The organism is Enterobacter mori (assembly GCF_025244905.1).
Classification (GTDB): Bacteria; Pseudomonadota; Gammaproteobacteria; order Enterobacterales; family Enterobacteriaceae; genus Enterobacter; species Enterobacter mori_A.
The window spans coordinates 3,364,992-3,385,574 of the sequence record NZ_CP104285.1 but is presented as its reverse complement, the minus strand read 5'-3'; the positions used below and the strand labels follow the sequence as shown (position 1 = coordinate 3,385,574).

Sequence of the window (20,583 nt, the reverse complement as noted above, 5' to 3'; positions counted from 1 at the left end):
GGGATCTTTTTTTATGTGTACCCCGTGGATGCAGCCAAACTTGACTCTGTTCACGAAAATGAAACCGGTTTCGGAGAACTGCTTGCAACGGGTATTCCCTTTGCACATCATCGAACTGAAACCGGTTTCTGTAATTGTTTTTGCAGAAAATAACGCAGAATGAGGGAAAGCAAATGTCAGGATTTAAAGCAGGTTTTCTGTGGGGTGGGGCCGTAGCGGCACATCAGCTTGAAGGCGGCTGGAAAGAGGGCGGCAAAGGCGTGAGCGTGGCCGATGTGATGACCGCAGGCGCGCACGGCGTGCCGCGTGAAATCACCAACGGCGTGCTGTCGGGGAAAAATTACCCTAACCACGAAGCCATCGATTTCTACCATCGCTATAAAGAAGACATCAAACTCTTTGCCGAGATGGGCTTCAAATGTTTCCGTACCTCTATTGCCTGGACGCGTATCTTCCCGAAAGGCGACGAACGGGAGCCTAACGAGGCAGGTCTGAAATTCTATGACGATCTGTTCGACGAGTGCCTGAAGCACGGCATAGAACCGGTTATTACGCTTTCCCACTTCGAGATGCCGTTCCACCTGGTCACCGAATATGGCGGCTGGCGCAACCGAAAGCTGATCGACTTCTTCGTTCGTTTCGCAAAAGTGGTTTTCCAGCGCTATCAGCATAAAGTGAAGTACTGGATGACCTTTAACGAGATCAACAACCAGGCCAACTTCCACGAAGACTTTGCGCCGTTCACCAACTCTGGCCTGAAATACGCGCCGGGCGAAGACCGCGAGCCGGTGATGTTCCAGGCGGCGCACTATGAGCTGGTGGCCAGCGCCCTGGCCGTGAAGGCGGGACGCGAGATTAACCCGTCGCTGCAGATCGGCTGCATGATTGCCATGTGTCCTATCTATCCGCTGACCTGCGCGCCGGACGATATGATGATGGCGATGAACGCCATGCACCGACGCTACTGGTTCACCGACGTGCACGTGCGCGGCAAGTACCCGCAGCACCTGCTGAACTACTTCGAGCGTCGCGGCTTCGCGCTGGATATTACTGATGAAGATAAAGCGGCGCTGACGCAGGGCTGCGTGGACTACATCGGGTTCAGCTACTACATGTCCTTCGCCACCAAGGCGACGGCGGACAATCCGCAGCTGGATTACGACGAGAGCAAAAGCCTGGTCTCTAACCCGTACGTACAGAAATCCGACTGGGGCTGGCAGATTGATCCGGTGGGGTTGCGTTACTCCCTGAACTGGTTCTGGGATCACTACCAGCTGCCGCTGTTTATCGTTGAAAACGGCTTTGGCGCGATTGACGTGCAGGAGAGCGACGGCACGGTGAACGACCAGTACCGTATTGATTACCTCGCCGCGCATATCAGCGAGATGAAAAAAGCGGTGGTGGAAGACGGCGTGGATCTGATGGGCTACACCCCGTGGGGCTGTATCGACCTGGTCTCTGCCGGCACTGGCGAAATGAAAAAACGCTACGGCTTTATCTTTGTCGATAAAGACAATGAAGGCAACGGCACGCTGAACCGCAGTAAGAAAAAGTCGTTCGACTGGTATAAGCAGGTCATTGCCAGCAACGGAGAGCAGCTATAATTGCCCGGTGGCGCTGCGCTTACCGTGCCTACACGTCCCGTAGGCCGGGTAAGCGTTAGCGCCACCCGGCAGAATCCCGCACCCAAGCCGGAGCCCAGCCTCCGGCTTTTTCATTTTTGATTGATGCACGTCAAGCAACATGGGTATGGTCTAATCCGAAAAAAGCGGTATAATCCCGCGATTTTTTTGCGGATGCCACCTCAGAGGAGAAAGAGAATGAAGATTGTGGAAGTGAAACACCCACTCGTTAAACACAAGTTGGGCCTGATGCGTGAGCATGACATCAGCACGAAGCGTTTTCGCGAACTGGCTTCTGAAGTGGGCAGCCTGCTGACCTACGAAGCAACCTCCGATCTGGAAACGGAAAAAGTGACCATCGAAGGCTGGAACGGCCCGGTACAGGTTGAGCAGATCAAAGGTAAGAAAATTACCGTGGTGCCAATCCTGCGTGCCGGTCTCGGCATGATGGAAGGCGTGCTGGAGCACGTGCCAAGCGCGCGCATCAGCGTGGTGGGGATCTACCGTAACGAAGAAACCCTTGAGCCGGTTCCTTACTTCCAGAAGCTGGTGTCTAACATTGACGAGCGTATGGCGCTGGTGGTTGACCCCATGCTGGCGACCGGCGGTTCAATGATCGCCACCATCGACCTGCTGAAAAATGCAGGCTGCAGTAGCATTAAGGTGCTGGTTCTGGTGGCTGCACCAGAAGGGATTGCGGCGCTGGAAAAAGCGCACCCGGACGTTGAGCTGTATACCGCGTCTGTCGACCAGGGGCTGAACGAGCACGGGTACATCATCCCGGGGCTCGGCGATGCCGGCGACAAGATCTTTGGTACGAAATAATCGAATAACGATAAATAAGCCGACTTTGATAGTCGGCTTTTTTTTGAATAAAACACCAACAATACTACACAGAGGAAAACACTATGACGCGCCGTGCTATCGGGGTGAGTGAAAGACCGCCGCTTTTACAGACGATCCCGCTTAGTTTGCAGCACCTGTTCGCCATGTTTGGCGCAACCGTGCTGGTGCCAATCCTGTTCCACATTAACCCGGCTACCGTGCTGCTGTTCAACGGCGTTGGTACGCTGCTGTACCTCTTTATCTGTAAAGGCAAAATCCCGGCCTATCTCGGGTCGAGCTTCGCGTTTATCTCCCCGGTGCTGCTGTTGCTGCCGCTGGGTTATGAGGTCGCGCTGGGCGGCTTTATTATGTGTGGCGTGCTCTTCTGCCTGGTCTCCTTCATCGTGAAGAAAGCGGGTACCGGCTGGCTGGACGTGATGTTCCCCCCTGCGGCGATGGGCGCAATCGTTGCCGTCATCGGCCTGGAGCTGGCGGGCGTGGCGGCGAATATGGCCGGTCTGCTGCCTGCGGACGGTCAGTCCCCGGATTCCAAAACCATTATCATCTCGCTGGTGACGCTGGGCGTGACGGTGTTTGGCTCCGTGCTGTTCCGCGGTTTCATGGCGATTATCCCGATCCTGATCGGCGTGCTGGCAGGCTATGCGCTCTCCTTCGCAATGGGCGTAGTGGATACCACCCCAATTGCCGAAGCGCATTGGTTTGCGCTGCCGACCTTCTACACCCCACGCTTTGAGTGGTTCGCTATCTTCACCATTCTGCCAGCCGCGCTGGTGGTGATTGCGGAACACGTCGGCCACCTGGTGGTGACGGCGAACATCGTCAAACGTGACCTGATCCGCGACCCGGGCCTGCACCGCTCCATGTTTGCCAACGGTTTCTCCACCATCATCTCCGGTTTCTTTGGCTCCACGCCAAACACCACCTACGGCGAAAACATCGGCGTGATGGCGATTACCCGCGTCTACAGTACCTGGGTTATCGGCGGGGCGGCGATCATCGCCATTCTGCTCTCCTGCGTGGGCAAGCTGGCGGCAGCGATTCAGATCATTCCGGTGCCGGTGATGGGCGGCGTTTCTCTGCTGCTGTACGGGGTGATCGGTGCCTCCGGTATCCGCGTGCTGATTGAATCCAAAGTGGATTACAGCAAGGCGCAGAACCTGATCCTGACCTCCGTTATCCTGATCATCGGCGTGAGCGGCGCGAAGGTGCACATTGGTGCAGCTGAGCTGAAGGGCATGGCGCTGGCGACCATCGTGGGTGTAGGCCTGAGCCTGATCTTTAAGCTGATTTCCGTTCTGCGCCCTGAAGAAGAAATTCTGGATGCTGACGATAGCGAAAAAGCACCACATTGATCCTTTAAGCGGGCGGACGATCCGCCCGTTTCTCTCCTTCCGGTTCCGTGCTAAACTCGTTGCCGATTTTATGTAAGATCTGGTTGAGGTATTTCTGAACGGACCGGCACAGCTCTCTTTGCCACTTTATCTCCCTGACGACGAAACTTTTGCGAGTTTCTGGCCGGGTGATAACCCCTCTTTACTGGCTGCACTGCAAAACGTGCTGCGCCAGGATCACAGCGGATACATCTATATCTGGTCACGCGAAGGCGCGGGGCGCAGCCACCTGCTGCATGCCGCCTGCGCGGAGCTTTCAGCGCGCGGTGATGCGGTAGGCTATGTGCCGCTGGATAAACGTACCTGGTTCGTGCCTGAGGTGCTTGAGGGAATGGAACACCTCTCGCTGGTCTGCATCGATAATATCGAATGCGTGGCGGGTGATGAGCCGTGGGAAATGGCGATCTTTAACCTCTACAACCGCATTCTGGAATCGGGTAAAACCCGACTGCTGATCACCGGCGATCGTCCACCGCGTCAGCTGAATCTGGGGCTGCCGGATCTGGCGTCTCGTCTGGACTGGGGACAAATCTATAAGCTTCAGCCGCTGTCGGATGAAGATAAGCTTCAGGCGCTACAGCTGCGCGCAAAGCAGCGCGGGTTTGAGCTTCCGGAAGACGTGGGCCGTTTCCTGCTGAAGCGGCTGGACCGCGAAATGCGCACGCTGTTTGACACGCTCGATCAGCTCGATCGCGCCTCCATTACTGCCCAGCGCAAGCTGACCATTCCGTTTGTGAAAGATATCCTTAAGCTTTGAGTTTTTGCCCGGTGGCGGTTACGCCTTACCGGGCCTACGAAAAGCGCTCCCCTTGTAGACCGGATAAGGCGCAGCCGCCACCCGGCTAAAGATCCCCCAACAGATGCTCCACGAGCAGCGGAATCGGTCTTCCCGATGCTACGCTCTTACCATTCTCACGCCACAGCGCCGTGCCGCTGATGTCCAGATGCGCCCACGGAATGGTCGGCGGACAGAAGTGATGCAGCAGCCACGCCGCCGAGGCGCTGATTGCCGCATTGTTGGTCGGCGTGTTGCACAGATCGGCAATGGCGCTGTCGGTCTGTTTTCTCAGCCGGGCGTCCAGCGGCAGGGACCACACTTCATCGCCACTCTGCTTACCCGCCAGCGTCAGCGCCGCGCGCAGCGGTTCATCCTGCGTCATTAATCCGCTCAATTCATACCCCAGCGCTTTGACGACTGCGCCGGTTAAGGTCGCCATATCAATGATATAGCGCGCCTGCGGATGGCGCTGGCTGGCCCAGGCGATGGCGTCTGCCAGCACCAGTCGGCCTTCGGCATCGGTGTTGTTGATTTCCACCGTGGTGCCGCTGCAGGCTGTCGCCACCGTGCCTGGCTGCATGGCATCAGGGCCAATGGCGTTTTCCGCCAGCGCCAGCACGCCCATAATGCGTACGGGTAATCCCAGCTTTGCCACGGTCAGCATCAGCCCCAGCACGTTAGCCGCGCCGCACATGTCGTATTTCATTGTGTACATGCCCGCGCCGTCCTTCAGCCACAGGCCGCCGGTATCAAAGGTAATGCCTTTGCCGACATAGCAGCGCACCGGGCCGTCATTCACGCCGTCATAATGAAGCGCCAGCAGGCGCGGCGGACAGGTCGCCCCTTTGCCAACGGCATGCAGCAGCCCCAGACCTTGCTCAACGATTTGCTTTTCATCCAACACCTCACACCGTAGGGCAGGGAAGGCGGCACAGAGCTTTTGCGCCTCTTCGACGACAAACTGCGGCGTGCAGCGATCCGACGGCGTATCGGCCAGGCGTCGCGCCGCGACCATGCCGTGGGCGATGGCCTGCTGCTGGCGGAAAATGACCGCCAGTCGGTCCTGCTGTTCGGGTAAGCAGAGTGCGGTGATGCGCTCAAGACGGACCTTGTCATTGGTTTTTTTCAACTGCAAATCGCTCAGCCTGTGCGCCTGATTAAAGAGAAAACGCAGCACCTGCACCAGCACCACATCGTCGATATCAGTCACGTCCAGTATCAGCTCGGGGCTGACGGGCGAGGCCAGCAGCGGGCGCAGCGCCGTCAGTAATTCTGCAGTCAGGCTATCCTGCCAGAGCGCATCGGGCAGCAGGGTGATCCGGGCAAACGGCGCGCAGCCAAAACGGGTATCTGCGATGCTGTCAGACTCGCGCATTTCCTCGATAAGCGCATTTTGCGGCAGAAGGTGACAGCTGGCGCGGGCAATCAAATGGCTCTGTGGCTTTGCGTCAGAAAGCGCGGTGATAAACTGATACGTAATCATCATGACTCCTCAATCGGCGCGCGGATCCGCGCGGCGTAGGCCTGCATCCATTCTTCGTCCACGGCGTGATAGTGCGTTTTCTCCCGCAGTCGCTCGGTACGATAAACAGTGAGAGGCTGGCGAGCTGTCGCCACCACGAACGAGAAGGTTTTGATGTTGGTAGCGGCACCAAATTCGCCCCTGTTGTTCATGCACACCACGGAGAGATCGCCCACGCGACCAAAGCGTGACATCAGCTTGTCCTCCAGTTCGAACACCACGGAATCTGCCGCCTGCTGCGGCGTCATACCCTGCGCCATCCTGCGGACGATTTCGTAGCTGGTGCAGCCTTTCATCAGATCTTCACCGACGCCCGTGGCGGTGGCGGCACCGGTTTCGCTGTCGCAGTAAAAGCCGGAGCCAATAATGGGTGAATCACCAATGCGGCCGCGTTTTTTCATAAACAGCCCGCTGGTGGAGGTGGCGACGCTCATCGAGCCCTGCTTGTCGAGGCCGATAATGCCGACGGTGTCATGCCCGTCGTAAGGGCTTAGGCCTTTATCCAGCGTTTCGCGGCAGCGCTTGCGGTAGTGCTGCATGGCGCGTTCGGTGAGCATGGTTTTGTCGGCGAAGCCCTGGCTCAGCGCCCATTCCCGCGCGCCCTGGCCGACCAGCAGGCTGTTGTAGCGCTGGCGGCTGAGCGCGTGCGCCACGCGCACCGGGTTGGCGATATCCACCAGATTGCCCACGGCACCAAAGGCCAGCGTGTCGCCGTCCATATAGGCGGCGTCCAGCTCCACCTCACCGTTTTCGGTGGGGAGTCCGCCGTAGCCGACGGATTTATACAGCGGAAAGTCCTCGACGGCGGCGACGGCATCCACCACCGCCGCAGCGACAGGTTTGCCCGCAGCCAGCGCAGAGGCAGACTCCGTGACGCCTTCAAGCGCCATTCGCCAGGTGGCGATAATTCCCCACATGCTTTACTCCTGTTTTGCAAGGGTGGTGTCGGTTTGCGTAACGCTGGCTATTTCCGCCGCGCGGTACTGTTTATCCAGGATACGCATGAAAGGCAGATACAGCATGGCGCCAATCAGCAGGTTGAGAAGCTGCATGACGCTGCCGCTCAGGTGCCCGGTGACGATAAAGCCGCTGATCACCGGCGGCAGCGTCCAGGGAATAAACACCCCGGTGGTGACGGCCACGGCACCAATTTTCATCGCCGCATACTGCACGGTAACCAGCACCAGCGGCACCAGGTTGAACGGGATAAGCATGATCGGGTTCATGATCACCGGCAGGCCAAACAGAATCGGCTCGTTGATGTTGAACACCGACGCGCCCGCGCCGAGGCGCGCCACTTCGCGCATGTTTTTACTGCGGGCGAAAATCAGCATCGCAATCACCAGCGACAGCGTGGCCCCCGCGCCGCCCATCCAGATCATGTCAAAAAACTGTTCGGTGATAATGTGCGGCGGCGTTGTGCCTGCCTGAATCGCCGCGATGTTGTCGGTCTGGTTCTCCATCCACAGCGGTCGAATGATGCCGTTGATCATCGAGCCGGAGTTAATGCCCACTGACCACAGAATGGTGATGCTGAACACCGTCATCAGCGCGCCAAAGTAAGAGGTGCCGTAGTGGCGCACCGGCGTGGCAACCACGTCGTAAATAAACTGGTGGATGGTGTTGTAGTGGGTGTTTTCAAAGACGATGCGGATACCCAGCACCAGAATCATCACCAGCAGGGCCGGGATCAGCGCGGCAAAAGACTCCTGCACCGCTGGCGGTACGCCGTCCGGCATTTTGATCACCAGTTTTTTGCGCTTCAGCCAGCAGAACAGCTCTGTCCACAGCAGGGAACCAATCATCGCCACGAACAGCCCTTTGCTGCCAATCCACTCCACCGGAATGACGGTAATACTGCCGTTTTCCGCCACTTTGACAAAGGGCGTCAGGATGAGAAAGGCGACCAGCGCCAGGATGCCGCAGGAGATACGATCCTCGCCATAGTGTTCCGCCAGGCGGAAGGCGACCAGGAAGCTGATGAACAGCGACATGGTGGAGAACACCGCGTTGAACGGGATTTCAATAATGGCGCTCCAGCTCTCACCAAAGGCCTGAGACATAAACTGCTGATAGGCTTGATTCGGGAAAGAGGAGATCACCAGCAGAATAGAGCCGACGATGATAAACGGCATGAATGACACGTAGGCACCGCGAATGGCCCCGAGATGACGCTGCTGGGCCGTTTTGGCCGCCAGCGGCATCAGTTTTGCTTCAAGAAATCCCAGAACATTGTTCATTGTGAACTCCGTACAAGATTGAGTGGCGTTGTTTATGTTATGTCTGTGGATTATCAGTGAAGCGCGGCGAGCGAAAGGTGAAATCGGTCACAAAGCAATCGCTGATGTTATATAAATCTCATATGATTAGTTAACGGAAATGTTGCGATGGAAATTAAACTGCACGCTAATGCCACCACCACACCGCGTATCCGTCGCTACCTTCAGCAGTCAGATAAAAGCGATAGAGAGCTGGCCGTTGAGCTTGGGATCTCGGTCACGACCGTCAGGCGCTGGCGTAACCGCGAGCAGGTTTCGGATAACCAGACGACACCGAAAATGACACACAAAGTGATGAGACAAGAGCAGATCGCACTGGTGAATGCCCTGCGTGACGTCCTGGGCGCGCCGTTAGATGAATTGCTGCAGATGGTCAACGGCGTGCTGGGGATCCCCGTTTCCCGGGCGACATTGAATCGCTACCTCAAACCGGCCTCTGCAAAACAAAAAGGGGCTCCGTTGCAGGGGAAAAAGGCGCTGAAGGTAGGCATTATGCCGCGCGCGCTGACGCTGCATCATCTGCCTTTGTCGCTGCATATGGACGATGGCGGGGAGCAACACCTGCTCTGGGCGCGTGAACCGGTGAGCGGCTGGTGCTATGCCCGGCTTTATGCGGGACTCTCGCCTCAGATGCTGAATACCTGGACGCAGGCGCTGCTTGAGGCCTGCCCGGCTGATATACAATCTATTGAGACTTTTGGCTTTGAGGTGACGCTAACCGCGCAGAACGTGGCTGTGAAAACGCATCCACATAAACACAATGCGCTTCAGGTGGCGGTGCCGTTACGCGATATTATTCCACGCGTGAATGATGAACCCGCAAGCGCGGTGCTGATCGCGCTGTGTGAGTTTTACAACCGGGGAAAAGCGCAGAAAAAACTGGGGGAAAGTACGCCGCAGGCCTTTCTGGAAGCGCTGCGGCATAAGGACTAGAGGATCTCGAGCACGTCTTCCGGCGGACGTCCAATGCGCGCCTTACCGTTTGCCACCACAATCGGGCGTTCAATCAGCTTTGGATTCTCAACCATCGCCTGCACCAGCTGGTCCTCTGACAAACGTGAGTCATCCAGATTGAGCGACTTATACAGATCTTCTTTCTGGCGCATCAGCTCTCTGGCGCTGCCCATTCCCAGCATGTGCAGCAGCTGACGAAGGGTTTGTGCATCCGGCGGCGTTTCGAGATACAGCACCACCTCTGGTTCAACACCGTTAGATTTCAACAGGTTGAGGATATCCCTGCTCTTGGAGCAGCGAGGGTTATGGTAGATTTTTACCGCGTCTGTCATGTTTTTTCTTCCTTATTACATCTTTTCGTACGGCTTGAAGCGTTGCTGCAAAGCGCGCAGCTGATCGATGCGCGCATCGTAGCGGGCCTGCTGCAGGCTGCCGAGTTTGACCTGCGAGCTGGCGCTGCTCAGCATAGAAATGGCTTGATCGAGACGACCGACCAGCGCAAAGCCTTCGGCACGTGCCGCAAGCTCCTGATCGCGGTTACCGAGCTGGCCTTCAACCTGAGCGAGCAGATCCCAACCGTTTTGATCGTCTTTATTGTTAAAGGTGTAGCGGTTCAGAATGGTCGCCGCTTCGGCAGGCTGACCGCCCTGTAAGTAAGCGTTCGCCAGGTTAAGCTGCAACACCGGGTTGGTGCGAACGTCTTTTGCCCCTTTCAGGCGGTTGATGGCGTCGGTGGCTTTTTTCTGCCCCAGATCGATATCGGTTGCCAGGTCGAGATACCACGGGTTGTTTGGCTCGGCGGCCAGCAGCGGCTGCAGCGCTTTACGTGCCTCATCATACTTACTGGCTTCCATCGCCTGTAGCGCCTGACCATACTGAGCCGCGTTTTTCTCCCGCACGTTGCCTTTGGAGAGTGCATCCAGCAGATCGCTGGTGAGCTGGTTACGCCCGGAATTGTACATCCCCAGCGTTCTCACCTTTGCCATGTAGAAATCTTGTGAGGACTGCACCACAACCGGACGCATCTGGTTGGCACGGTTACGGGCGTCCGACAGTCGGCTTTCAGGTAACGGGTGCGTCAGCAGGATTTCCGGTGGGCGTGAAGAGTAACGCGCCTGATCGAGCAGTTTTTCGAGGAAGCTCGGCATGGCCTGCGGGTCAAAGCCTGAACGCTGTAACACCTGAATCCCGATGCGGTCCGCTTCCTGTTCGTTTTGCTGGGTAAAGCTGATCATCCCCTGACGCGTTCCCGCCAGCGTACCGGTCAGTGCCGCCATCCCGGCCTGCGGGCTGGCCATCGCCAGCAGAATGGAGCCCAGCGCGCCAACCCAGGTCAGCGGGGCGTTACGTTTCTGATCTTCCATCGCACGCGCCAGATGACGCTGGGTAACGTGCGAAATTTCGTGCGCCATAACGGATGCCAGCTGGCTTTCGTTATCGGAATAGCGGAATAACGCCGAATGCAGCACCACGTTACCGCCAAAGAAGGCGAAGGCGTTGATTTCGTCGTTATTGATTAAATAGAAGTGGAAAGGGGTTTTTACCGAGTCGGCGTGCGCGACCAGCCGCATGCCCAGACCATTGATGTACTGCACCAACAGCGGGTCATTGATCAGCGGCGCGCTGCCGCGCAGCTGGCGAACGTAGTAATCACCCATCTGCATCTCCTGACCGATGGAGAGCGTGCTTCCTGCTGTGGTACCCATGTCCGGCAACGAGTCGGCCGAATCAGCGAAGGCGGGTGCAGCCTGACCGACAGTCAGTGCGGCGATAAGTGTCGCAACCAGTGTTTTTCTCAACTGCCTGAACATAACCACTGTCCTGTATTTTGGATGTGTCAATTTGACCGATGAACCGGCATATCGTTCATCTCCACTGACTTGCGAGTGTAGCCGTGTTGCGACATGAAGAAAATCCAATTCATCAGGCTTTTGCGAATCGTTACAGTGATACAAAAAGCGAAAGTCTTTTTTGTGACAGTTAGATACAATTCACCGTCTCACTCCCGCCATTCGATTCAGGGAAGGGTTGTATGCTCGAAATGTTAATGCAGTGGTATCGGCGTCGGTTTAGCGACCCCGAAGCCATTGCTTTGCTGGTCATTCTGGTTGCCGGGTTCGGCATCCTGTTCTTCTTTAGCGGCCTGCTGGCGCCGCTGCTGGTGGCGATTGTGCTGGCGTATCTGCTGGAATGGCCCACCGCGCGTCTGGAACATATCGGCTGTTCCCGCCGCTGGGCGACCAGCATCGTACTGGTGCTGTTTGTCGGCATATTGTTACTGATGTCCTTTGTGGTGATGCCGGTTGCCTGGCAGCAGGGGATTTACCTGATCCGTGATATGCCCGGCATGTTGAATAAACTCTCTGATTTCGCCGCCACGCTGCCGCGTCGTTATCCCGCGCTGATGGATGCCGGGATTATTGACGCGATGGCTGAAAACATGCGCGCCCGCATCATGACGATGGGCGACTCGGTGGTGAAATACTCTCTGGCCTCGCTGGTCGGCCTGCTGACGCTGGCGGTTTACCTTGTGCTCGTGCCGTTAATGGTCTTCTTCCTGGTAAAAGATAAAGAGCAGATGCTGAACGCCGTCAGGCGCATTCTACCGCGTAACCGTGGTCTGGCAGGGCAGGTCTGGCAGGAGATGAACCAGCAGATCACCAACTACATTCGCGGCAAGGTGCTGGAGATGATTGTGGTGGGTGTCGCGACCTGGATTGGCTTCCTGATTTTCGGCCTGAACTACTCGTTGCTGCTGGCGGTGCTGGTCGGATTCTCGGTCCTGATCCCTTACATCGGCGCGTTTGTGGTGACCATTCCGGTGGTGGGCGTTGCGCTGTTCCAGTTTGGTCTGGGCACTGAGTTTTGGAGCTGCTTTGCGGTATACCTGATTATTCAGGGGCTGGACGGTAACCTGTTGGTGCCGGTGCTGTTCTCGGAAGCGGTGAACCTGCATCCACTGGTGATTATTCTATCGGTGGTGATTTTCGGCGGGCTGTGGGGATTCTGGGGCGTGTTCTTTGCCATTCCGCTGGCAACGCTGATTAAAGCGGTCGTGCACGCGTGGCCGGATGTGCCAGCGGTGGAAGAGCAGTAGGTTTTTTTGCGGGCTGATGCCCTCACCCCGGCCCTCTCCCACGGGGAGAGGGGGAAAACACTAGAAACGGCAACCTGGGTTGCCGTTTTGCATTTACCTTGTAGGTCGGGTAAGGCGAAGCCGCCACCCGACACTCACTTTCAGGCACTTTGTTTCAGCCAGTTCAACACCACGTCATGGTGGTTGCTGGTTTTGAAGTCGTCAAACACATGCTCAACTTTACCGTCAGCGTCAATCAGGAAGCTGATGCGGTGAATACCGTCGTAGGTTTTACCCATAAACGATTTCTCACCCCAGACGCCGAACTGCTCGCAAACCTGGTGATCTTCATCGGAAAGTAGCGTGAAGTTCAGGATCTCTTTTTCCGCAAATCGTGACAGCTTTTCTGGCTTGTCAGTGCTGATGCCCAACACTTCTACACCGACTTTTTTCAACTCATCCATGTTGTCGCGTAAACCGCAGGCCTGTACGGTACAGCCCGGCGTCATGGCTTTCGGGTAGAAATAGACCAGAACACGCTGTCCCTGGAAGTCGGTCAAATTTACTTGCTCGCCGTCTTGATCCGGCAAGCTAAATTTCGGTGCGATGTCACCGGCTTTCAGTGGATTCATTACTCAACTCCATCCTGTTCGTGCTGCGAATAATTTACGACGCTTATACTGCCCTGCGCGTTTAATTCTGTACAGAGGGCTTTGAACGCTTGCTCGATATTTGACGCATCCTGTGATGCAGGGCTGTGCGCGGTAATTTGAATAAAAAGCACCGGAAGCGCAGGGTCATCGCTTGGCTGCGTACGGGAAACCAGTTCGGCAATATTCATCTGATGGCTGTCAAAAAGCGCCGTAAAACGCTCAATCAGATGCGGTGAATCAGGCACTTCAACTTGTACCCAGACGGTGGAAGGCAGTGCCGGACGCGGACGCGCAGTGGTGCGCTTCATCACTATCAGCAAATCCAGCTCGGCACCCTTCAGCGGCAGGGTTGATTCAATCAACGTAATGGCGTTCCATGTGCCGGAAAGCAGCATAATAAACGTGAACTCATCGCCAAGCATAGCGAGACGGCTATCTTCGATATTACAGCCGCAGCTGCTTACGTGGCGGGTGATGGTGTTCACGATACCCGGCCTGTCAGCACCCAGCGCAGTGATAACCAGGTAATGTTGTGATGAGGTTGTCAAACCTGTTCTTCCTTTGCTTGGTTAAGTCTTCCTAAGGAAAGCATAAAAAAAACATGCATACAACCGCCTGAGCGCCTCAGGTCGCTTGCTTTTATTACAGTTCCAAACGTAACATTGAGGCTCTTGTTCGCACAGAGGATGGCTCATGTTCACGGGAAGTATTGTCGCGCTTGTTACACCGATGGATGAAAAAGGTAATGTCTGCCGGTCAAGCATGAAGAAGCTCATTGATTACCATGTCGCCAATGGAACCTCGGCGATCGTTTCGGTAGGGACTACCGGTGAATCTGCTACGCTGAGCCACGAAGAGCACGGCGATGTGGTTATGCTGACCCTGGAGCTGGCTGATGGACGTATCCCAGTCATCGCAGGAACAGGGGCTAACGCAACCGCAGAAGCTATCAGCCTGACTCAACGTTTTAACGACAGCGGCATCGTTGGCTGTCTGACCGTCACGCCTTACTACAACCGTCCAACTCAGGAAGGCTTGTTCCAGCATTTCAAAGCCATCGCAGAACATACTGACTTGCCACAAATTCTGTATAATGTGCCGTCCCGTACCGGTTGCGATATGCTGCCGGAAACCGTTGGCCGTCTCTCGAAAGTAAAAAATATTATCGGGATTAAAGAGGCGACAGGGAACTTAAGCCGCGTTCATCAGATCAAAGAGCTGGTTTCAGACGACTTTATCCTGTTGAGCGGCGACGATGCGACCGCGCTGGACTTTATGCAGCTCGGTGGTCATGGCGTGATCTCCGTAACGGCGAACGTTGCGGCCCGCGATATGGCGGAAATGTGCAAACTGGCCGCGGCCGGTCATTTTGATGAAGCTCGCGTGATTAATCAGCGTCTGATGCCATTGCACAATAAATTATTTGTCGAACCCAATCCGATCCCAGTGAAATGGGCGTGTAAGGAATTGGGACTTGTAGCATCCGACACGCTGCGTCTGCCAATGACACCGATTACCGACCACGGTCGTGAAATTGTCGCTGGCGCGCTGAAGCATGCCGGTTTGCTGTAAAGTTTAGGGAGATTTGATGGCTTATTCAGTACAGAAGTCGCGCCTGGCGAAGGTTGCGAGTGTTTCGCTTGTTATGCTGCTCGCTGCCTGTAGTTCGGACTCGCGCTACAAGCGCCAGGTGAGCGGTGATGAATCCTATCTGGATGCGGCGCCGCTTGCTGAACTTCACGCACCGGCTGGTATGATCCTGCCGATTCAAAACGGCGATTATAATATCCCCGTCACTAACGGCAGTGGTCTTGTCGGTAAAGCGCTTGATATTCGTCCACCTGCTCAGCCTCTGGCGCTGGTGAGCGGCGCGCGTACCCAGTTTACCGGTGATACGGCATCCCTGATGGTTGAAAACAGCCGCAACAGCACGCTGTGGCCGCAGGTTGTCAGCGTTATTCAGTCGAAGAACTACACGATTGATAAACGCGATGATGCCAGCCAGACGTTAACAACGGACTGGATCGAGTGGAACCGCCTGGATGAAGATCAGCAGTACCGTGGTCGTTATCAAGTCTCCGTTAAGCCGCAGGGTTATCAGCAGGCGGTTACCGTTAAGCTGTTAAACCTGGAGCAGGCGGGTAAACCGGTTGCTGATGCTGCCTCCATGCAGCGTTACAGCACCGAAATGCTGAACGTCATTGCAGCGGGTCTGGATAAGAACGCGACTGATGCCGCTAACGCAGCGCAGAACCGCAGTGGTTCGTCCTTCGACGTGCAGAGCGCGGCGGATGATACCGGCCTGCCAATGCTGGTGGTTCGTGCACCGTTTAACCAGACCTGGCAGCGTCTGCCAGCGACGCTGGAAAAAGTGGGCATGAAAGTGACCGACAGCACGCGTTCAACCGGTAGCATGACCGCAACCTACAAGCCGTTGTCTGACAGCGCATGGCAGGAACTGGGCGCGAAAGATCCGCAGCTTGCCTCTGGTGACTACAAAATTCAGGTAGGTGACCTCGATAACCGCAGTAGCCTGCAGTTTATCGATCCGAAAGGTCACACGCTGACCCAGTCGCAGAATGATGCGCTGGTCGCCGTCTTCCAGGCGGCATTCAGCAAATAAATACAAGGGCTGGTGAATCCAGCCCTTTTTATTTTCGTGCCACGCAAACGTGTGCGTGGCATAATATCCCCAGTTTTGAACACAAATCATCACACCAGGAGTAATGAAGATGCAGAAGCAAGCTGAGTTGTATCGTGGCAAAGCGAAGACCGTATACAGCACGGAAAACCCGGATCTGTTGGTGCTCGAGTTCCGCAATGATACGTCAGCAGGGGATGGCGCACGCATTGAGCAGTTCGATCGTAAAGGCATGGTGAACAACAAGTTCAACCACTTCATTATGAGCAAACTGGCCGAAGCGGGTATCCCGACCCAGATGGAAGCGTTATTGTCCGATACGGAATGTTTGGTGAAAAAACTGGACATGGTTCCGGTTGAGTGCGTCATTCGTAACCGTGCCGCGGGCTCCCTGGTGAAGCGTCTCGGCATTGAAGAAGGTATCGAACTGAATCCGCCGCTGTTTGACCTGTTCCTGAAAAACGATGCCATGCACGACCCGATGGTCAACGAATCCTACTGCGAAACCTTCGGCTGGGTGAGCAAAGAGAATCTGGCACGCATGCAGGAGCTGACCTACAAAGCGAACGACGTGCTGAAAAAACTGTTTGATGACGCAGGGCTGATCCTCGTCGACTTCAAACTGGAGTTCGGTCTGTTCAAAGGCGAAGTGGTGCTGGGCGATGAGTTCTCCCCGGACGGCAGCCGCCTGTGGGATAAAGAAACCCTGGATAAAATGGACAAAGACCGTTTCCGTCAGAGCCTGGGTGGACTGATTGAAGCGTATGAAGCGGTTGCTCACCGTTTAGGCGTTAAGCTCGACTAATCTCCTCAATTGCCAAAGGATATTCGTATCCTTTGGCGTCTTACCCTTGTTTACTATGGTAATCCTGTCATTAACCGCCTACGATCATAGCTATTATTAATGGAATAGTTCGAGGTGGTTATGCGCTGGCAAGGGCGTCGTGAAAGTGACAATGTAGAAGACAGGCGCAGCAGTGGCGGCGGCGGACCTTCAATGGGCGGCCCCGGCTTCCGGTTGCCCAGTGGAAAGGGCGGTATCATCCTGCTGATTGTGGTGCTGGTCGCGGGGTATTACGGCGTGGATCTCACCGGTTTGATGACCGGAGAGCCTCTCCAGCAACAGCAATACTCTCAGCGCTCCATCAGCCCGAACGAAGATGAAGCGGCCAAATTTACCTCCGTTATTCTTGCGACCACAGAAGAAACCTGGGGCCAGCAGTTCGAGAAAATGGGGCGAACCTATCAGCAACCGAAACTGGTGATGTACCGCGGTGCGACGCGCACCGGATGCGGCACCGGACAGTCCGTGATGGGGCCGTTCTACTGCCCGGCGGACAGCACTGTCTATATCGATCTCTCATTTTACGATGACATGAAAAGCAAACTGGGTGCCGACGGCGATTTTGCTCAGGGCTATGTGATCGCGCATGAGGTCGGCCACCACGTGCAAAAATTGCTCGGCATCGAGCCTAAAGTACGTCAGCTTCAGCAGAATGCCTCCCAGGCGGAGGTGAATCGTCTTTCCGTGCGTATGGAGCTGCAGGCAGACTGCTTCGCCGGCGTCTGGGGCAATAGCATGAAACAGCAGGGTGTTCTGGAAACGGGCGACCTTGAAGAGGCACTGAATGCCGCGCAGGCCATTGGCGATGACCGTCTCCAGCAGCAAAGCCAGGGCAGAGTGGTGCCAGACAGTTTCACTCACGGTACATCGGAGCAGCGTTACAGCTGGTTTAAACGCGGCTTCGACAGCGGTGACCCTGCGCAATGTAATACCTTCGGCAAAGCGATGTAATGTTGCCGTTTGAACATCTGATTAGCCAGCTCAGGCGTAAAGGTCATCGTCGTTTGGTTGTACTCAGCGGAGATGTGGACTGGACATTGACGCAGGCGGTGGCTCTGCGCGATGCCCAGCCCGGAGACTGGCTCTGGCTGGATGAACACCCGTCGAAAGCCATCAGCAGGCTGCTGGGGCGTGAGTTCCAGCACGCGGTTTTTGATGCTCGCGCGGGGTTCGACGTCTCGGCCTTTGCCGCCCTCAGCGGAACGCTGCGCGCCGGGAGTCTGCTGGTGCTGCTGGTTCCGCCTTTCTCCGTCTGGGCGGAAACACCGGACGGCGACGCTGTTCGCTGGAGCGACAGCGCCGAGCCTATCGCCACGCCGCATTTTGTGCACCATTTCCAGCGCACCATCGCCGCCGACCCTGACACCATTCTGTGGTGCCAAAACCAACCGCTAACGCTTCCTCCGTTTCCTCCTGATACCCCTGACTGGCAGCCAGCCAGCGGCGACCCGCAGCGTGAGCAGGCTGACATCCTGCGCACACTCCTGGCCATGAATACTGGCGTCGTGGCGGTCACGGCACCTCGTGGACGCGGAAAGTCAGCGCTTGCAGGGATGTTGCTAAAGCGTATTCAGGGCACTGCGGTCGTGACTGCACCTGCGAAAGGGGCAACGGATGTCATCGCCCGTTTTGCGGGAGAGCATTTTCACTTTATGGCACCGGATGCGCTGCTCGCTTCGACGCTGCAGGCCGACTGGCTGATTGTCGATGAGGCGGCCGCCATTCCGGGACCGCTTCTTGAAAAGCTGGTTGAACGTTTTCCCCGCGTTCTGTTGACCACTACCGTTCAGGGTTATGAAGGAACAGGTCGCGGTTTCCTGCTGAAGTTTTGCGCCCGGTTCAGCGGGTTGCAGTCTTTCACCTTATCAACACCGGTTCGCTGGGCGGCCGGGTGCCCCCTTGAGCGGGTGGTGTCTGACATTCTGCTGTTTGACGATGCGCTCATCGACCAGAAACCGGAAGGTGACGTGCGTTTAGCGTCGCTGGAGCCGCAGATGTGGGAAAGCAATCCGGCGCTTGTGGCTGGCGTTTATGAGCTGTTATGTGCCGCGCATTACCGCACCTCCCCGCTTGATTTACGCAGGATGATGGACGCGCCGGGCCAACATTTTACCGTTGCTGAAACCGACTCAACCCTCGCCGGTGCCCTCTGGCTGGTGGAGGAGGGCGGCTTATCCCCTGGGCTTAGCCGCGCGGTGTGGGCGGGCTTTCGTCGGCCTCGTGGGAATCTGGTGGCGCAGTCTCTGGCTGCCCACGGCGGCTCGCCTCTGGCGGCGACACTTAAGGGCCGACGGATCACACGTATTGCCGTTCATCCCCGTCGTCAACGGGAAGGTATTGGTCGTCGGCTTATCCGTAGCGCCAGCGGGGAGGATTATCTCTCCGTGAGTTTTGGCTATACCGACGAGCTGTGGCGCTTCTGGCAGCAGTGCGGCTTTGTGCTGGTGCGGATAGGCAGCCACCGCGAAGCGAGCAGCGGCTGCTTCACCGCGATGGCGTTGCTGCCGCTCAGCGAGGCGGGGCATCAGCTGTGCGCGCAGGCACATCAGCGTCTGCGACGTGACGCCCGGGTGCTCTCGGCCTGGAATGGCGAAAAGATCCCGGTATCAGAGGGCTGGGAAGCTACCCTTAATAATGACGACTGGCAGGAGCTGGCGGGGTTTGCCTTTGCGCATCGGGCGTTCTCGACCTCCGTTGCCGCGTTAACCCGCCTGCTGTTAAACGTGGACATGCCGCTCCCGCTTTTGCGCGGAAAATTGGCGGGGGAAACGGATAATGCCGGGCGAAAATCCTTGCTGGCGAACCTGCGAAAAGAAACAGCACAAGCGCTTGAAAGTCTTGATGAAACACGCTGCCAGCAGTTGAAAGACGATATTATGCAATGGCAATTTTTTCAATGACTTCATCAGTAAAGTGGCATGGTCATTACCCCACAGAGGCGTAGAATCCTGCTCATCACTTAAGGAGATCGCCATGAAACACGACCATTTTGTTGTTCAAAGCCCTGAAAAACCGGCAAAACAGTTACTGCTGCTGTTTCATGGTGTTGGCGATAATGCCGTCAATATGGGGCAAATTGGCAGCTGGTTTGCGCCGGTTTTCCCGGATGCGCTGATTGTCAGCATCGGCGGCGTAGAGCCTTGCGGCCCTGAAGGTCGCCAGTGGTTTTCGGTGCAGGGTGTGACGGAAGAGAACCGTCAGGCCCGCATCGATGCCATCATGCCGACTTTCATTGACACCGTACGCTACTGGCAACAGCAGAGCGGCGTGGGCGCTGACGCCACCGCACTGATTGGTTTTTCACAGGGGTCAATTATGTCGCTGGAGAGCGTGAAAGCGCAGCCGGGGCTGGTATCCCGCGTGATTGCCTTTAACGGTCGTTTCGCAACGTTGCCCGACTGCGTGACGACGCAGACCACCATTCATTTGATCCACGGTGGTGAAGACCGGGTGATTGAGCTTTCACATGCGGTTGCCGCGCAGGAATCGCTTATCCGCGCTGGTGGGGACGTCACGCTGGATATCGTTGACGATCTGGGGCACGCGATTGACGACCGCAGCATGCAGTTTGCGCTCGATCGTTTGCGTTATACCGTGCCGAAGCACTACTTCGACGAAGCGCTCAGCGGTGGTAAGCCGAATGATGATGATATTGTAGAGTTTATGTGAGAAAAAACGCCCCTCACCCCCGGCCCCTCTCCCCAGAGGGGCGAGGGGTGTTTTGTTCCCTCTCCCCTTTGGGGAGAGGGTTAGGGTGAGGGGGGGTTAACAATTACTTCTTCTGGTCCTTTTTCGGCCAGTCGTCGTCATCGTCCCACTTGTCGTTAAAATCACGATGTGGCGGAAGATCCGGTTTGTTGGCGAGGAACTTCTTATGGTCAACGCGCTTCAGATCTTTAATCACGTTCAGCAGCACGCCTACCAGAAACACCAACACCAGAATCCACCAGTACTTTGAAAGCCAGTCCATTCGCTAA

20 protein-coding genes are annotated in these 20,583 nt (G+C 56.3%); 12 read left to right on the top strand and 8 right to left on the bottom strand.

Annotation, left to right across the window (positions count from 1 at the left end):
- The first annotated feature begins 173 nt into the window (after positions 1 to 173).
- From N2K86_RS15945 to N2K86_RS15930, 4 genes are all read left to right on the top strand, one after another.
- On the top strand, positions 174 to 1,604 hold the full coding sequence (locus N2K86_RS15945; RefSeq protein WP_260659250.1) for a 6-phospho-beta-glucosidase: 1,431 nt from the start codon (positions 174 to 176) through the stop codon (positions 1,602 to 1,604).
- 216 nt (positions 1,605 to 1,820) lie between these two features.
- The gene (gene upp, locus N2K86_RS15940; RefSeq protein WP_154128364.1) at positions 1,821 to 2,447 is read left to right on the top strand and encodes a uracil phosphoribosyltransferase; all 627 of its coding nucleotides are present in this window, start codon (positions 1,821 to 1,823) and stop codon (positions 2,445 to 2,447) included.
- An 83-nt stretch (positions 2,448 to 2,530) separates the two neighbouring features.
- Positions 2,531 to 3,820, top strand: coding sequence for a uracil permease (gene uraA, locus N2K86_RS15935; RefSeq protein ID WP_260659249.1), 1,290 nt, complete (start codon positions 2,531 to 2,533; stop codon positions 3,818 to 3,820).
- Positions 3,821 to 3,914: 94 nt separating this feature from the next.
- On the top strand, positions 3,915 to 4,616 hold the full coding sequence (locus N2K86_RS15930) for a DnaA inactivator Hda (RefSeq protein WP_211438414.1): 702 nt from the start codon (positions 3,915 to 3,917) through the stop codon (positions 4,614 to 4,616).
- Positions 4,617 to 4,701: 85 nt separating this feature from the next.
- Here N2K86_RS15930 and N2K86_RS15925 read toward each other — a convergent pair whose 3' ends face one another.
- From N2K86_RS15925 to celB, 3 genes are read right to left on the bottom strand one after another with little or no spacing between them, the layout of a single operon-like run.
- The gene (locus N2K86_RS15925; protein ID WP_260661706.1) at positions 4,702 to 6,120 is read right to left on the bottom strand and encodes a leucyl aminopeptidase family protein; all 1,419 of its coding nucleotides are present in this window, start codon (positions 6,118 to 6,120) and stop codon (positions 4,702 to 4,704) included.
- Positions 6,120 to 7,076: a N(4)-(beta-N-acetylglucosaminyl)-L-asparaginase gene (locus tag N2K86_RS15920; RefSeq protein WP_260659248.1), complete on the bottom strand. Its 957-nt coding sequence runs from the start codon at positions 7,074 to 7,076 to the stop codon at positions 6,120 to 6,122. Before N2K86_RS15920 ends, N2K86_RS15925 begins: the two co-directional genes overlap by 1 nt.
- Before the next feature lie 3 nt (positions 7,077 to 7,079).
- Positions 7,080 to 8,399: a PTS cellobiose transporter subunit IIC gene (gene celB, locus N2K86_RS15915; protein ID WP_260659247.1), complete on the bottom strand. Its 1,320-nt coding sequence runs from the start codon at positions 8,397 to 8,399 to the stop codon at positions 7,080 to 7,082.
- 147 nt (positions 8,400 to 8,546) lie between these two features.
- Here celB and N2K86_RS15910 point away from each other — a divergent pair, with 147 nt between their 5' ends.
- On the top strand, positions 8,547 to 9,371 hold the full coding sequence (locus N2K86_RS15910) for an XRE family transcriptional regulator (RefSeq protein WP_260659246.1): 825 nt from the start codon (positions 8,547 to 8,549) through the stop codon (positions 9,369 to 9,371).
- Here the strand turns inward: N2K86_RS15910 and arsC are convergent.
- Both arsC and bepA read right to left on the bottom strand, forming a co-directional pair.
- Positions 9,368 to 9,724 carry an arsenate reductase (glutaredoxin) gene (gene arsC, locus N2K86_RS15905; protein ID WP_260659245.1) on the bottom strand — a complete coding sequence of 119 codons (357 nt, stop codon included), beginning with the start codon at positions 9,722 to 9,724 and terminating at the stop codon, positions 9,368 to 9,370. The genes N2K86_RS15910 and arsC overlap by 4 nt on opposite strands.
- Positions 9,725 to 9,739: 15 nt before the next feature.
- Entirely contained in the window at positions 9,740 to 11,203 is a 1,464-nt protein-coding gene (gene bepA / locus N2K86_RS15900; RefSeq protein ID WP_260659244.1) for a beta-barrel assembly-enhancing protease, read from the bottom strand.
- Between the two features lie 221 nt (positions 11,204 to 11,424).
- On the opposite strand from bepA, the gene N2K86_RS15895 reads away from it, so the two are divergent.
- The gene (locus N2K86_RS15895; protein WP_260659243.1) at positions 11,425 to 12,489 is read left to right on the top strand and encodes an AI-2E family transporter; all 1,065 of its coding nucleotides are present in this window, start codon (positions 11,425 to 11,427) and stop codon (positions 12,487 to 12,489) included.
- Positions 12,490 to 12,629: 140 nt separating this feature from the next.
- Here the strand turns inward: N2K86_RS15895 and bcp are convergent, their stop codons facing one another.
- Both bcp and N2K86_RS15885 read right to left on the bottom strand, forming a co-directional pair.
- Positions 12,630 to 13,100, bottom strand: coding sequence for a thioredoxin-dependent thiol peroxidase (gene bcp, locus N2K86_RS15890; RefSeq protein ID WP_260659242.1), 471 nt, complete (start codon positions 13,098 to 13,100; stop codon positions 12,630 to 12,632).
- Complete coding sequence (locus tag N2K86_RS15885) at positions 13,100 to 13,669, bottom strand: glycine cleavage system transcriptional repressor (protein WP_221550958.1); 570 nt, start codon at positions 13,667 to 13,669, stop codon at positions 13,100 to 13,102. The genes bcp and N2K86_RS15885 overlap by 1 nt, the downstream gene beginning before the upstream one ends.
- A gap of 145 nt (positions 13,670 to 13,814) precedes the next feature.
- Between N2K86_RS15885 and dapA the strand changes: the two genes are divergently transcribed.
- The 6 genes from dapA to ypfH all read left to right on the top strand — a co-directional run bounded on the left by dapA (position 13,815) and on the right by ypfH (position 20,275).
- Positions 13,815 to 14,693: a 4-hydroxy-tetrahydrodipicolinate synthase gene (gene dapA, locus N2K86_RS15880; protein ID WP_010433831.1), complete on the top strand. Its 879-nt coding sequence runs from the start codon at positions 13,815 to 13,817 to the stop codon at positions 14,691 to 14,693.
- Positions 14,694 to 14,709: 16 nt separating this feature from the next.
- On the top strand, positions 14,710 to 15,744 hold the full coding sequence (bamC, locus tag N2K86_RS15875; RefSeq protein ID WP_010433828.1) for an outer membrane protein assembly factor BamC: 1,035 nt from the start codon (positions 14,710 to 14,712) through the stop codon (positions 15,742 to 15,744).
- Positions 15,745 to 15,853: 109 nt separating this feature from the next.
- Positions 15,854 to 16,567, top strand: a complete 714-nt coding sequence (gene purC / locus N2K86_RS15870) for a phosphoribosylaminoimidazolesuccinocarboxamide synthase (RefSeq protein ID WP_010433825.1) — start codon at positions 15,854 to 15,856, stop codon at positions 16,565 to 16,567.
- Between the two features lie 120 nt (positions 16,568 to 16,687).
- Positions 16,688 to 17,557 (top strand): KPN_02809 family neutral zinc metallopeptidase, encoded by an 870-nt coding sequence (gene ypfJ / locus N2K86_RS15865; RefSeq protein WP_221550957.1) that lies wholly within the window; start codon positions 16,688 to 16,690, stop codon positions 17,555 to 17,557.
- Positions 17,557 to 19,506 carry a tRNA(Met) cytidine acetyltransferase TmcA gene (locus N2K86_RS15860; protein ID WP_260659241.1) on the top strand — a complete coding sequence of 650 codons (1,950 nt, stop codon included), beginning with the start codon at positions 17,557 to 17,559 and terminating at the stop codon, positions 19,504 to 19,506. The genes ypfJ and N2K86_RS15860 overlap by 1 nt, the downstream gene beginning before the upstream one ends.
- A 73-nt stretch (positions 19,507 to 19,579) precedes the next feature.
- Positions 19,580 to 20,275, top strand: coding sequence for an esterase (ypfH, locus tag N2K86_RS15855; protein ID WP_260659240.1), 696 nt, complete (start codon positions 19,580 to 19,582; stop codon positions 20,273 to 20,275).
- A 103-nt stretch (positions 20,276 to 20,378) separates the two neighbouring features.
- Here ypfH and N2K86_RS15850 read toward each other — a convergent pair whose 3' ends face one another.
- Entirely contained in the window at positions 20,379 to 20,576 is a 198-nt protein-coding gene (locus tag N2K86_RS15850; RefSeq protein WP_014171111.1) for a YpfN family protein, read from the bottom strand.
- Between the last annotated feature and the right edge of the window lie 7 nt (positions 20,577 to 20,583).